11 protein-coding genes and 1 tRNA gene are annotated in these 12,846 nt (G+C 47.6%); 7 read left to right on the top strand and 5 right to left on the bottom strand.

Annotated elements, in window-relative coordinates; all coding sequences use genetic code 11:
- The 5 genes from B3D59_RS00795 to lon form a co-directional block, all read left to right on the top strand.
- Window positions 1-201: hypothetical protein (locus tag B3D59_RS00795; protein ID WP_286817178.1), on the top strand; the 201-nt coding region annotated here is incomplete at its 5' end.
- A 132-nt stretch (window positions 202-333) separates the two neighbouring features.
- Window positions 334-1,680 carry a trigger factor gene (gene tig / locus B3D59_RS00790; RefSeq protein WP_286817177.1) on the top strand — a complete coding sequence of 449 codons (1,347 nt, stop codon included), beginning with the start codon at window positions 334-336 and terminating at the stop codon, window positions 1,678-1,680.
- Between the two features lie 51 nt (window positions 1,681-1,731).
- Window positions 1,732-2,343 (top strand): ATP-dependent Clp endopeptidase proteolytic subunit ClpP, encoded by a 612-nt coding sequence (gene clpP / locus B3D59_RS00785; RefSeq protein WP_349676851.1) that lies wholly within the window; start codon window positions 1,732-1,734, stop codon window positions 2,341-2,343.
- 3 nt (window positions 2,344-2,346) lie between these two features.
- Window positions 2,347-3,606 carry an ATP-dependent Clp protease ATP-binding subunit ClpX gene (gene clpX / locus B3D59_RS00780; protein ID WP_286817175.1) on the top strand — a complete coding sequence of 420 codons (1,260 nt, stop codon included), beginning with the start codon at window positions 2,347-2,349 and terminating at the stop codon, window positions 3,604-3,606.
- A 17-nt stretch (window positions 3,607-3,623) separates the two neighbouring features.
- Window positions 3,624-5,978, top strand: a complete 2,355-nt coding sequence (gene lon / locus B3D59_RS00775) for an endopeptidase La (protein WP_286817174.1) — start codon at window positions 3,624-3,626, stop codon at window positions 5,976-5,978.
- A 106-nt stretch (window positions 5,979-6,084) separates the two neighbouring features.
- On the opposite strand, the gene rho is transcribed toward lon, so the two are convergent.
- Window positions 6,085-7,122, bottom strand: a complete 1,038-nt coding sequence (gene rho / locus B3D59_RS00770; RefSeq protein WP_286817173.1) for a transcription termination factor Rho — start codon at window positions 7,120-7,122, stop codon at window positions 6,085-6,087.
- Window positions 7,123-7,527: 405 nt separating this feature from the next.
- Between rho and B3D59_RS00765 the strand changes: the two genes are divergently transcribed.
- Window positions 7,528-7,604, top strand: a tRNA-Asp gene (locus B3D59_RS00765).
- 141 nt (window positions 7,605-7,745) lie between these two features.
- Here the strand turns inward: B3D59_RS00765 and leuB are convergent.
- Complete coding sequence (gene leuB, locus B3D59_RS00760) at window positions 7,746-8,789, bottom strand: 3-isopropylmalate dehydrogenase (RefSeq protein ID WP_414646502.1); 1,044 nt, start codon at window positions 8,787-8,789, stop codon at window positions 7,746-7,748.
- Window positions 8,790-9,085: 296 nt separating this feature from the next.
- Here leuB and B3D59_RS00755 point away from each other — a divergent pair, with 296 nt between their 5' ends.
- Complete coding sequence (locus B3D59_RS00755; protein ID WP_286817171.1) at window positions 9,086-10,261, top strand: pyridoxal phosphate-dependent aminotransferase; 1,176 nt, start codon at window positions 9,086-9,088, stop codon at window positions 10,259-10,261.
- Between the two features lie 57 nt (window positions 10,262-10,318).
- Here B3D59_RS00755 and B3D59_RS18545 read toward each other — a convergent pair whose 3' ends face one another.
- Genes B3D59_RS18545 through B3D59_RS00740 form a run of 3 tightly spaced genes read right to left on the bottom strand, consistent with a single transcriptional unit; the run spans window position 10,319 to window position 12,362 of the window.
- A complete protein-coding gene (locus tag B3D59_RS18545; RefSeq protein WP_286817170.1) occupies window positions 10,319-11,167 on the bottom strand; it encodes a mechanosensitive ion channel family protein in 849 nt (282 codons plus the stop codon).
- Between the two features lie 14 nt (window positions 11,168-11,181).
- Entirely contained in the window at window positions 11,182-11,961 is a 780-nt protein-coding gene (locus tag B3D59_RS00745) for a hypothetical protein (RefSeq protein ID WP_286817169.1), read from the bottom strand.
- Window positions 11,922-12,362, bottom strand: a complete 441-nt coding sequence (locus B3D59_RS00740; RefSeq protein ID WP_286817168.1) for a hypothetical protein — start codon at window positions 12,360-12,362, stop codon at window positions 11,922-11,924. The genes B3D59_RS00745 and B3D59_RS00740 overlap by 40 nt, the downstream gene beginning before the upstream one ends.
- Window positions 12,363-12,846: the final 484 nt, after the last annotated feature.

Genomic DNA, 12,846 nt, shown 5'->3' with positions numbered 1-12,846 from the left:
TTGCACCCCAAGCAAACGCGCTACCAGGCTGCGCTACGCCCCGATAAAATAAAAACAACATTTATCATTTGGAATAAAAAAAATCAAGATCAATCTTGCCTGTCAGCCCCGTCCCATAATTTTGAAATGGAGTCAAAAGCTACATGGCACAGCCGTTGGCCTATCTATGGGGGTGTGGCAATTTCCTTGACACCACCATGAAGACGGGGTATCTTAATAAACTTTGTGTAAAGTGTTTGTGCCATGTAATGAATCAGTTAGGGTACAATTATTATTTTTTGAAGGTGCGTTGAAGAAAAAACGCCAATTAACAGGATTAAACAGGACAAAATCATGCAGGTAAAAATCGAAGATCAGAGCAGTATTAAAAAAGTGCTTTCTTTTGAAATCCCTAAGGAAACAATTTCCAAAGAGTTAGATAAAGCCTATGCCAATTTGAAAAAAACGGTCGAGATCAAAGGTTTTCGAAAAGGAAAAGTTCCCAGAAAAGTGCTTGAAAACCGGTTTGCCGCAGACGTTCATGCCGAGGTTGCTCCGCGCCTGATCCAGGAATCTTTTATTGAAGCTGTTGAAAATCATAAGTTGGATATCGTGGGCGGGCCCCAACTTGATCCGCCGGAACTCAAGCCGGATGCTGATTATGCATTTGAGATCACTGTGGAGGTTAAACCCCAACTGGATGATATTGATTTCCAAGGTCTTGAAATTAAAAAGACTCTTTATGAAGTAAGCGAGGCTGAGATTGAAAGCCAGATATATATGCTGCAAAAGACCATGGCCACAAAGCGGAAGGTCGAAGAAGCGCGTCCGGTAAAAGAAGGCGACTTTGTTCTGATTGATTATGAAGGCTTTTTAAATGGCGAAGCCTTTGAGCATACCCCTAAAGTTGAAAATTATGTTACGGCTATTAACATGGCGCCGTTGCCTAAGGAATTTTCCGAAAAACTTATCGGTGCCATTCCGGTTCAGGATCTGGACATTGAAGTGGTTTACGCAGATGATTTTCATGATGAGAATCTGAAAGGAAAAACCATTGAATATAAGGTTACACTTAAGGAGATCCAGGAAGAGGTGCTGCCCGAAGCCAATGATGATCTTGTAAAAGGCCTTGAACAATACAAAACCCTTGATGAGGTAAAAGCTGCCATCCGGGATAACCTGGAAAAAGGGATTGCCCAGAGGGTCAAGCATGAGATGAGCGAACAGGTTTTTAGTCAAATCCTTAAAAAAATAGACTTTGAAGTTCCTCAAGCCCTGGTTGAAGGTGAGCTTAACGGGATTATTTCCGAAACGGAACAAGCCTATTCCCAGAACAATACCTCCCTTGAAGAAGTCGGCTTAAGCCGGGAACTTATGCAGGAAAAATACAGGTATGTGGCTGAAAAGCAGGCCCGCCGTCACCTGGTTCTGGATAAGATGATTGCCCAGGAGAAGATTGAGCTTAGCGATGAAGAACTTGATGCAAGCTTTGAAGAGATGGCCCAGGCCATGAGTGCGACAAAAGATGCCATCAAGAATTTTTTCAACCTGGACCAGCGTCAGCTTGAATATTATAAACATACCCAGCTTGAAAAAAAGGCCATTGATCTTATAATAGAAAAAAGCAGCGTAATTGAAGTGACGCCGGAAGATGCGCAAGCCGCTGATGCACAAACTGAAGAAGAAGGTGCAGAAGCGTAAAAAATAATATTTTAGATCATGACAAGGAGTTAAATCGTGCCTCTTATTCCAATGGTTGTTGAGCAGAGCAATAGGGGAGAACGTGCTTATGATATCTATTCACGGCTTTTAAAAGACAGGATTATTTTTTTAGGATCTGCCATCGACGATGAAGTTGCCAACCTCATTGTTGCACAGATGCTGTTTCTTGAATCCGAAGATCCTGATAAAGATATCAATTTTTATATCAATTCCCCGGGCGGCGTTGTTACAGCAGGCATGGCCATATATGACACCATCCAGTACATCAAGCCGGATGTGGCAACGGTGTGTATTGGCCAGGCAGCCAGTATGGGGGCGCTGCTTCTTACTGCCGGAACAGCCGGCAAACGGTTTGCCCTGCCCAATGCCAGGATTATGATTCATCAGCCAATGGGGGGGGCCCAGGGCCAGGCCACTGACATCAAGATTCAAGCCACCGAAATTTTAAGAATGAAAGATGTTTTGAACGAAATTTTATCAAAGCATACGGGACAGGATATTGAAAAGGTTGCAGCTGATACGGAGCGTGATTTTTTCATGTCCGGGCAGCAAGCTTTGGAATACGGCATTGTTGACCGTGTGGTCAGTGACAGAAGCCAATTGGAAGAGACCTCTGAGGAGGAAGCGTCAAAGGAGTCATAAAATATGGCCAAAAAAGAGGATACAAACGATCAGTTTTTCTGCTCATTCTGCGGTAAAAACCAAAAGGAAGTAAAAAAGCTGATAGCCGGGCCCAGCGTATATATATGCAATGAATGTATTAAGCTGTGCGGTGAGATTATTGAAGATGAAGAAAAAGAGCTGGCTGTCGAGCCCGAGGGTGCCAAGGAATTCATGGTGCCAAAGCAGATCAAGGAGCAGCTTGATTCATATATTATAGAACAGGATCGTGCCAAAAAAGTTTTGTCCGTGGCGGTTTACAACCATTATAAACGTCTGGCTTCACATCTGGTAAAAAGGGGTGATGACGTCGAGATTCAGAAAAGCAATATTCTGATCATAGGTCCCACCGGATGTGGGAAAACCCTTCTTGCCCAGACGCTTGCCCGGTTTCTGGATGTCCCTTTTGCCATTGCCGATGCCACGGCCCTGACCGAAGCCGGCTATGTTGGCGAGGATGTGGAGAATATCATTCTTTCACTGGTTCAAAATGCTGATTATGACATTGAAAAGGCCCAGAAAGGTATTATCTACATTGATGAGATAGATAAAATCTCCCAGCGGGGGGACAACCCTTCAATTACCCGGGATGTCTCTGGAGAGGGGGTTCAGCAGGCCCTGCTCAAGATCATTGAGGGTACAATCGCTTCAGTACCTCCCAAGGGGGGAAGAAAACATCCCCAGCAAGATTATGTAAAGGTGGATACCTCAAATATCCTGTTTATCTGCGGTGGGACCTTTAATGGTCTTGAGAAAGTGGTTGAGCGCCGTTTGACCCAGAAGACCATGGGGTTTGGTGCCAAAATCGCAGATAAAAAGGATGTGAATATCGGAGAGCTGCTGGAGCGGGTAAAGCCCGAAGATTTGATTAAATTCGGTCTGATCCCCGAATTTTTAGGACGCCTGCCTATCATAACGTCCATAGGTGAACTCAATGAAAGCTCTTTGGTCAAGATTCTGACCGAGCCAAAGAATGCACTGGTTCGGCAGTATCAGGAGCTTTTTCGCATTGAAGGGGTAAATCTGCAGTTTACGGATGAGGCCCTTGAAGCCATGGCCAAGGAAGCCGTTACCAGAAAATCCGGGGCCAGAGGGCTGCGTGCCATTATGGAGGAAACCATGATGAACATCATGTATGAACTTCCTTCCAAAAAAGATGTGGTTGAATGTGTGGTGGGCGAAGAAGTGGTGTTAAACAACGAGGATCCCATCTTGCTGTATGAACAGCCCAAAAAGCAGGCTTAGATAGAAAGTTTCCATCCATGATCAGTATTTCCCGTTTTTTCAATCCTGAGGATGGACATGAAAAGGAGAAGAAAACTCTTCCTTTGGTGCCGCTGAGGGATATTGTTCTCTTTCCCTTTGTGACAACCTCTATTTTTGTGGGAAGAGAAAAATCCATCAAGGCGCTTTCCCAGGCCATGGGCGGAGATAAGAAAATTTTTCTTACGACCCAGAAAGATCCTGATGTTCTGAAACCCACTATTCAGGATCTTTTTCAGGTGGGAACCGAGGCCCGGATCACCCAGTTGTTACGCCTGCCCGATGGTACGGTAAAGGCATTGGTTGAAGGGGTTTGCCGGGGCTGTATCATTAAAATGTTTGATCAGGACAGTTTTCAGGTTGTTGATTATGTGGGCGTTCCTGAAAAACAGTTGACCGATGCCAATACTGAGGCGTCCATCCGGACGGTTCATGAAGCGTTTCAGCATTATGTCGCCTTGTCTGGAGTGGTTTCCAAAAGTTTTTTCAAGGGGCTGCATGCCTTGGAGCAGTATCCGTCAAGGTATGCCGATACCATTGCCGCCCAACTGCCTTTCAAGGTTCAGGATAAGCAGAAGTTGTTGGAGTGCGGTGATATTGAAGAACGTTTCTTTTTGCTCCTAAAGTTTATCCAGAAAGAGACTGAAGTTTTTTCCATGTCCCAAAAGATCAAGGGCAGGGTCAAAGAACAGATGGATAAACTTCAAAAACGCCACTACCTTAACGAGCAGATGCGGGCGATCCGAAAGGAAATGGGCGAGGATGGCCAGGGTGCTGAGTTTGTTGATCTTGAAAAAAGGATCAAGGCCAAGCGCATGCCTAAAGAGGCCGCTGGTGTTGTGCGCTTAGAGTTGGAAAAGCTTAAGCTGATGTCTGCAACCTCCTCGGAAGCAACAGTGGTTAGAAATTACATCGACTGGTTGGTCTCCCTGCCCTGGTACCGGAAAAAACGCGTCAAAAATGAACTTGTGAAAGCTGAACAGATTTTGGATCGGGACCATTACGGTTTGCAAAAACCCAAGGAGAGAATCCTTGAGTATCTGGCTGTGCAGATTCTGGTTAAAAAAATAAAAGGTCCGATTCTGTGTCTGGTGGGACCTCCGGGGGTCGGCAAGACATCCCTTGCCCGGTCTGTGGCGGCGGCCACCGGACGTTCCTTTGCCCGGATTTCCCTGGGTGGGGTCCGTGATGAGGCCGAGATTCGAGGGCACCGAAGAACCTATGTAGGTGCTATGCCTGGAAAGATTATCCAAACCTTGAAAAAAGTGGGATATAATAACCCGGTATTCTGCCTGGACGAAATTGATAAAATGACCAGTGATTTTAGAGGTGATCCCTCTTCCGCTCTTCTGGAGGCTCTGGATCCTGAACAGAACAGGAATTTCAACGATCATTATCTTGAAGTTGATTACGATCTGTCAGAAATTTTGTTTATCACCACAGCAAACACCCTGTATGAGATCCCGGCTCCCCTGCGTGACCGCATGGAGGTGATCCATATACCAGGGTATACCGATTATGAAAAATATCAGATTGCCACGGGCTACCTGATTCCCAAGCAGATGCAGGAAAACGGGCTGGATGACCGCGAAATCTATTTTTCAAAAGCTGCTGTTGAAATGATTATCAAGCAGTACACCAAGGAAGCCGGGGTGAGAAATCTTGAGCGTGAGCTTTCTTCTGTGCTTAGAAAAATTGCCACGGAAATCGTGCGGACCAATACACGTAAAAAATATCAGGTTACGGCAAATACGGTTTCAAAATATCTGGGGCAGTCTAAATTTAGAAATTCCATTCTGGAGCAGGAAGATAAAACCGGGATTGTTACCGGGCTGGCCTGGACCCAGGCAGGCGGTGAGCTTTTAACCATTGAGGCTGTAACTATGCCGGGCAGGGGAAAAGTCATGGTTACCGGAAAACTTGGGGATGTGATGAAGGAAAGCGCTCAGGCAGCTGTATCTTATGTCCGTTCAAGGAGTGGCAGTCTTAACATCAGGGAAGACTTTTACAAGGATACAGACATCCATATCCATGTGCCCGAAGGGGCTATTCCAAAGGACGGGCCTTCAGCCGGCATTGCCATGTGCACGGCAGTGGTTTCCATTCTCACTGGTCGCCCCGTAAGCCGGACAGTGGCCATGACAGGGGAAATTACGCTTCGCGGACGGGTACTGCCCATTGGCGGCCTAAAGGAAAAGCTTCTGGCTGCCCATGCCAATGGGATTAAAAAGGTTATTCTCTGTGAGGAAAATAAAAAAGACATCATAGACGTTCCCAAAACGATTCAAAACCAGCTTGATATCGTCTATGTGGAAAGTATGTCTGAAGTGCTTGAGCATGCCTTGGTCGTATAGTGTCTGCCTTTTAACAAGTTCTTTGGGCATGTCAAAATAATAAATCGCTGCACTTGAATGAGTGCCGCGATTTTTTTATTTTTAAAGATATGGGAACGTACTGTCTTTATACGCCATCTTCGATTATGGACAAAAACTGTGACATGGCTGTGACTTCATCTAACGACCCAAGGCTGCGGCGAATATTCACCATGGCCTCATATTCTTCAGGTTCCATGAGCAGATCTTCTTTCCGGGTACCGGATTTGTTGATATTAATGGCCGGCCAGATTCTTTGTTCAGCACACTCCCTGGACAGATAAAGATCCATATTGCCGGTGCCTTTGAATTCCTGGAAAATAACATCATCCATACGGCTGCCGGTCTCGACCAGAATGGTAGCGATGATTGTAAGNNTTCTGGGAAACTCCATTGCATTGGCGCCAAGGCCGCCACTCATGGTTTTGCCATAGGAATCGGTATCAATATTAAACGCCCTGGTCATCCGGGTTAAAGAGTCGATGAAAACTACGGCATCCTGGCCTATTTCCGTGCATCTGATGGCCGCGTGCATCGCAAGTCGGGTCATCCTCATATGCTGGCCGGTTTGTTGGTCAGCAGAAGAATAGAGCACATGGGCCTCTTTCAGTCCTCTTTGGAAATCGGTAACTTCCTCAGGCCGTTCATCCACAAGTAGGACAAATACCTCGGCATCAGGGTGATTGAGAACCACCGAATTGGCCATGTGTCTTAAAATTGTTGTTTTTCCGGATTTTGGCGGGGAGATGATCAAACCTCGCTGCCCCATGCCGATCGGAACAATCAGATCCAACGCTTTTCCTGTTAAGTCATCAGGCCCCTGGGCAAGATGGTACCTTTCAAAGGGGTTGATGCTGACCTGCTCCTGGAGCATTGGCGTTCTTATGAACTCGTCAAAGGGAAGGTTGTTGATGGTCTCAATACGTATGAGCGCAATGTTTACATTCTGTGGGCTCTTTTTTTCTCCATAACCCTGAATAAAGCTTCCTTCCCTGAGATTGAGTTTGCGTATCAGGCTGTTGGGTACATAGGGATTTTCAGGCTTGGGATTGAAATTTTCTTCAATATTCCTTAGAAAACCAAACCCCTTGTCCATGATTTCCAGGTATCCCTGAACAGGTTCCATTATCGACTCCTAAATTAAACTTTTGCTGCTGACATTATAACGCTATAAATCAGGGACTTTATACGTAAGACAGCCCTTGTTTTATTTTGATTGTTGTCAGGAAAAGAGATGATAAGATTTTGCATCCAATTATTCTATAATGGTTACATATTAATAGGGTAGCATATCAATGTCCCCGTAATATTGCAAGGATTTGATTGAATTCCAAGGGGCGGTAAAAAAAATAAAAAATAATAATAATTTTACTTGACACACAGATTGGTGCTTGGTATATATGCTTCCGTTTCGGGCGATTAACTCAGCTGGTAGAGTNNGGCGATTAGCTCAGATGGCTAGAGTGCCACGTTGACATCGTGGAGGTCGCAGGTTCGATCCCTGCATCGCCCACCACAGCAGACAAGTTACGGGGGTGTAGTTCAGTTGGTTAGAACGCTAGCCTGTCACGCTAGAGGCCGCGAGTTCGAGTCTCGTCACTCCCGCCACAAATAAAGCAAAGGGCTTTTGAGGAAACTCAAAAGCCCTTTGTGTTTTTGAGGAATACACAAATAAATAAAGACAAAAAAACCGGCCATCGAGAAAAAGATTCTTGATGGCCGGGGTGTGCAGGGTTAAATAATGATGCGTTAGGCTCTGTGAGTCTTTGTCAGAGCATTGATAATTTCAGTTCCCATTTCCTCAGTATTGACAGCATTTTCTTTTTTATCCGTCAGATCTGCAGTGAGGATTCCTTGATCAAGAACGTCGGAAATTGCGGCTTCAATGGCATCAGCTGCCCGGATTTGTTCAAAGGAATATTTCAGCATCATGGCCGCGGACAGGATCTGGGCAATGGGGTTGGCTATACCTTTGCCCGCAATGTCCGGCGCAGAGCCGCCGGCCGGCTCATAAAGGCCGAATTTTTTTTCATTCAGGCTTGCCGAGGAGAGCAGCCCCATTGATCCGGTAATCATGGCACATTCGTCAGATATAATATCACCAAACATATTTCCACATAAAAGCACGTCAAACTGGTGGGGGTTTCGGATAAGCTGCATGGCGGCATTGTCAACGTATATATGATTCAAGGTGACATCCGGATATAATTTGGAGACTTCTATGACCACTTCCCGCCACAGAACCATGGCGGTGAGTACATTGGCCTTATCCACAGAGGTTACAATGCTGCGTCTTTTCCTGGCGGCCTCAAACGCCATTTTGGCAATCCGCTCAATTTCGAATCTGGAATATACCATGGTATCAAATGCGGTTTCCTCCTGGCCGCTGCCTCTTTTGCCCCTGGGTACACCAAAATAGATCCCGCCGGTCAGTTCTCTGACACATAAAATGTCAAATCCGTCTTTTATGATTTCCGGTTTCAGGGGGGAGGCGGACGCAAGGGAAGGGAATACTTTGGAGGGTCTTAGGTTGCAGTATAAACCAAAGTGTTTGCGCAGCGTCAAAAGCGACGCACGTTCAGGCTGTTGCTCCGGTGGCAGATGTTCCCATTTAGGTCCCCCCACCGAACCAAACAAAATGGCATCGCTTTTTTCGCACAATGCCAGGGTTGAGGCCGGCAGCGCTTTGCCATGATTATCAATGGCGGCACCGCCCACATCTGCATATTCATAGGATAATTCAAAATCAAAAAGTTCAGCGGCCTTATCAAGCACTCTGATTGCCTGTGGCATGACCTCAGGACCAATACCATCTCCGGCAAGTACAGCAATTTTATTCAATGTTTTTGCCTCCTATAAGTTTATAAATAATTAATTTAATTAAGTTATACTGGAATATATTGAATAAGGCAAGATGCAAGAACAACAATTTTATCCAAGATTGACCCTCCTTATTGTTTCCAGGAGATATTTAAATGAGATTGGCCTGTGCGTGGATAAATTAACCGTTTTGGTTTAAAGCGTTTTACGTTATGGTGTCTTCCAAATATTGATTTACACTTAACTTAACATAACAAAGAGGTGCTGCCATGCCAATTGCAGACAAGATGGTTGGAATCGTAAAATCCGCATCCATGATCAGAAAAATGTTCGAGGAGGGCATCCGGATGAGAGAACAGTTCGGGGCTGATAACGTGTTTGATTTTTCGTTGGGAAATCCCGATGTCCCGCCGCCGCCGGTGGTCAAGGAAACGCTGCTGGGTCTGATCAATGATGCCGCAACTTCTCACGGATATATGCCCAATGCAGGATACCCCTGGGTGCGCCAGGCCGTGGCCGATTACCTGAACGCCCAGTGCGGGGTTGGGATGACTGCGGATTTGGTGGTCATGAGTGTGGGGGCTGCGGGTGCTCTGAATGATGCCTTAAAAGCCTTGGTTAATCCGGGCGAAGAGATCCTGGTGCCGGCCCCATATTTTGTGGGGTACAACCAGTATGCTTTTATTTCCGGAGCCAATCTTAAAACCGTCTCTACCAAGCCCGACTTTCATCTCGATCTTGGGGCCATTGACGCTGCTATTAATAGAGATACACGCGTCATGTTGATCAATTCGCCAAACAACCCCACGGGCGTGGTATATAACAAACAGGAACTGGATGAGCTGGGGCAGCTTCTGGAAAAGAAAAGTCAGGTGTTTGGTAAACGCATTTATTTGATTTCGGACGAACCCTACCGCAAAATTGCCTATGATGTGAATGTGCCCTGGATGTTTGGCGTATATGACCATACCATTGTGCTGACCTCCTATTCCAAGGAACTCTCCCTGGCCGGTGAACGTGTGGGATATCTTGCGGTTCATCCCGGGGCTGAAGATGCGGCAATGATCGCGTCAGCCGCGGGTGTGGCCAATACCATGATGTTTGTGAACGCCCCGGCCCTGTTTCAGCAGGTGGTGGGAAAGCTGCAGGGCGTATGTGTGGATATTGATATCTATCGCAAACGCAGGGACATGATCTGTGAGGGTCTTGCTGCGGCAGGGTATGAGTTTAATGTTCCCGACGGTGCATTCTACCTGTTTCCCAAGACCCCCATTGAGAATGATGTGGAATTTGCAGGTCTGCTTAAAGAAGAGAACATCCTGGCCGTACCCGGTTCAGGATTTGGTGGCCCCGGCCATATTCGACTCTCCTATGCCGTTCGTGAACAGTCCATTACAAATGCCATGCCCGGATTCAAACGGGCCATGGAAAAGGCTCAAAACTAAAATAACGCCATGTTTTTGGGGGACAATTTGTCCCCCAAAAATATTTTTTAAAGTCTATCAATTCTGATAGTGCTGCCTGGGATATGCTCTTTTTTTCGGAGTGTACGGGTTCATGCCCCTTCCCCGCTGTCCGGGACCCCGGGAGCAGGAAAACGGACTCCCAAGGCCATCAGGGCCTGTTTTCCCCTCAGGGTCAGGTCGGTTGTGAACCGGAATTGGTCCCGGGGGTCCACCGGATAGGCCTTGATCCTGTATTTCGTGGCCCAGGGCCCTTCCGAGGCAAGGATAGCCACCGGTTTTAACAGCTGGAGATAGGCGCTGGTCATGGCCGTATCTTCCAGGGCCTGGATTACCTGCCTGGGGTCGTGCTCGGGGTGGAGGTAAAACCTGGCAACACACTGGAGGTGGCGGCTGCCGTCGTTGGCATTGAAGATCTTTCCCCCCCCATAGCTTCAGGTGGGGGATCACCACCACCGTATCATCAGGGGTGAGTATCTCATAGGACCGCATGCCGATGGATTTGACCTCTCCGTAAACCTCGTCCACAGAGATCCAGTCCCCAAGTCGGTAGGGCTGTTCATAGAGAGTGACGATTCCGGCGATGAGACTGCCGACATAGTCCTTGAAAGCAAACCCCAGGGCCAGACCCAGGGTCCCCAGCAGGGCAAATATATTTTGCGCTTTTGGATCCACGACAATGGCGATGATCATCCACACAGAGGCGAGGATGATGACAAGACGGGTCAGCGGTACTGTGGCCAGGAGATAGAGCCGATGCCGGCCCGAGAGTCGGTCCGCTATCCACGGAATCACCTTCTGACTGAGTCCGATCAGCACCAGGGCCAGGCTGGCCAACAAAACGACCCGGATAACGGTTTCCTGGTTCATCTGCTGGAAAAATTCCATGGGCCAATCCTCCTTTAGAATTTGTCTGTCAGATAGCCTTCCCCGTTGAGGTGGGCTCTCACGAACGGATACCAATGGGCCGATATTTTCAACTCTCCCTGGTGGGTTTCCACAATTCCTGCGTCAGTCAGCGTAAGAAGTGTCCGGCCTGCCTCAGTAGCGGGAAAAGGAAGCAGGTCCACGGCAAGGTCCCGGGGCAAGCCGTTATGAAGCAGCAGGGTGTGCATGAGGATCGGGGATGCCGGCCCCAGGTCCGAAGGGACAACAAGAGATGGTATTTTTTCCCAGGGCTCCACCCAGATGGTGATTCCGTCGGCGGGTCCTGTTTCAGACGCCTGATCACCGGCGGTCTGATCCGGTTCGCGTTTCAGGGCCCGCCGCCAGATCTCAAGGGCAATGCCCGGTATACCGAAACTGCGGGCTGCCAGCTGATTGATAAAGGCGCTTGCCCTGGTATCGGCATCTGCAGGCAGAACTGTTTCTGCGTTGTTTGCCTGGCGGAAGAGTATCTGCCGGCCGCATCCATCATCTGCTCTCCGGCTAAGCCATCTGCCTATGGAAAGATCGTCAAAGGCCTGGGCTACCACCGTCTTTGGAAACGGGACCGGGAGTATGCGTCGCAAATAAGACAGAGCCCAGGAATTGCATCCGATAACACCAGGCGCCAGAGCCTTTGAATTGATGCTCGCCAGGAGTTGGCGGACCAGGGTCAGTCCGCGAACATGGCGCAGATAGGTTTTAGCTATGTCGGGGACTATCCAGGGGTATCTGCGCATTTTGTCCACTCCAGCCATGTCAGGTCCTGGCTGAGAATCTGCTGTGGATCCGGCGCTGGAATCAGCCGCCATCCCAAGGCCTTGGCCAGACGGGAGAGGATCTGGGCATTGTCGCTGCCGGGCAGGCCCGCAACCATCATAACAGACGGGGCCTGCGCCGATCCGGTTTTCTCTTTTACCGCGATTTCAAGCGCCCGGACAGCCTCGGAGCAGTTAGAGAGGGGCGCAACTTTTTCAAGGGCAGAACGCGGCAGGTATTCCAAATTCTGAGCATGGTCATGGACCTGGGTGTCGTTCCGCTGAAATCGTTGCCAAATATCCTTTATCCCGCGTTTTATGGTGCGGGCGATGGTGGCCTGGGGAGCGGCATAATCTGCCAGGGGGACATATTCCCACAGATTCGGTTTTTTCCGGTTCACGTCATTTCCTCATGTTAAATTCAGATAGGTGTTCGTCCGGCCCTTCCGGATTGATCAGGTCTTATTTGCCGCTTGAAGGATTCAGGTGCTCTGAACAGAATTTACAGAACACCGCGTCCGGATTATGCCCATGGGCCATGCAGGCCTGGATGGAGATTTTTTCCGGACAGATAGGAAGTTGCTTTTTGCTGAGCAAGGTATAACAAAAGTTGAACAGATGCTCAAGAGTCTGAATTCAAACTTTTTTTCAGAAATATACACTTATCCATTATCTTACAACAAATGAGAAGGCAAGTATGTAAAATCCAGCAATTCTAAATTTGAGTTATCTGTGAATTATTGATGATATTCCGATAATATTTTGATAATACGCATTCTGCGTTCTTGAGTCATAGATTTGTGTATGGATCATCATTATCTGGTACTGATGATCTGATCATCCCCTCGAATTTTATAGAGAGAGAGAGAGAAATGTTAAAAGAAT

The organism is Desulfobacter sp. UBA2225, assembly GCF_002348205.1.
GTDB classification, from domain to species: Bacteria; Desulfobacterota; Desulfobacteria; order Desulfobacterales; family Desulfobacteraceae; genus Desulfobacter; species Desulfobacter postgatei.
This window is presented reverse-complemented; position numbering and strand designations above follow the sequence as displayed.

What these genes read in the sequence shown, in the direction of transcription:
- tig (WP_286817177.1), top strand. Translation starts at nt 334, where the DNA reads ATGCAGGTAAAAATCGAAGATCAGAGCAGTATTAAAAAAGTGCTTTCT.
- clpP (WP_349676851.1), top strand. Translation starts at nt 1,732, where the DNA reads ATGGTTGTTGAGCAGAGCAATAGGGGAGAACGTGCTTATGATATCTAT.
- clpX (WP_286817175.1), top strand. Translation starts at nt 2,347, where the DNA reads ATGGCCAAAAAAGAGGATACAAACGATCAGTTTTTCTGCTCATTCTGC.
- lon (WP_286817174.1), top strand. Translation starts at nt 3,624, where the DNA reads ATGATCAGTATTTCCCGTTTTTTCAATCCTGAGGATGGACATGAAAAG.
- leuB (WP_414646502.1), bottom strand. Translation starts at nt 8,789, where the DNA reads ATGCCACAGGCAATCAGAGTGCTTGATAAGGCCGCTGAACTTTTTGAT.
- B3D59_RS00755 (WP_286817171.1), top strand. Translation starts at nt 9,086, where the DNA reads ATGCCAATTGCAGACAAGATGGTTGGAATCGTAAAATCCGCATCCATG.
- B3D59_RS18545 (WP_286817170.1), bottom strand. Translation starts at nt 11,167, where the DNA reads ATGGAATTTTTCCAGCAGATGAACCAGGAAACCGTTATCCGGGTCGTT.
- B3D59_RS00745 (WP_286817169.1), bottom strand. Translation starts at nt 11,961, where the DNA reads ATGGCTGGAGTGGACAAAATGCGCAGATACCCCTGGATAGTCCCCGAC.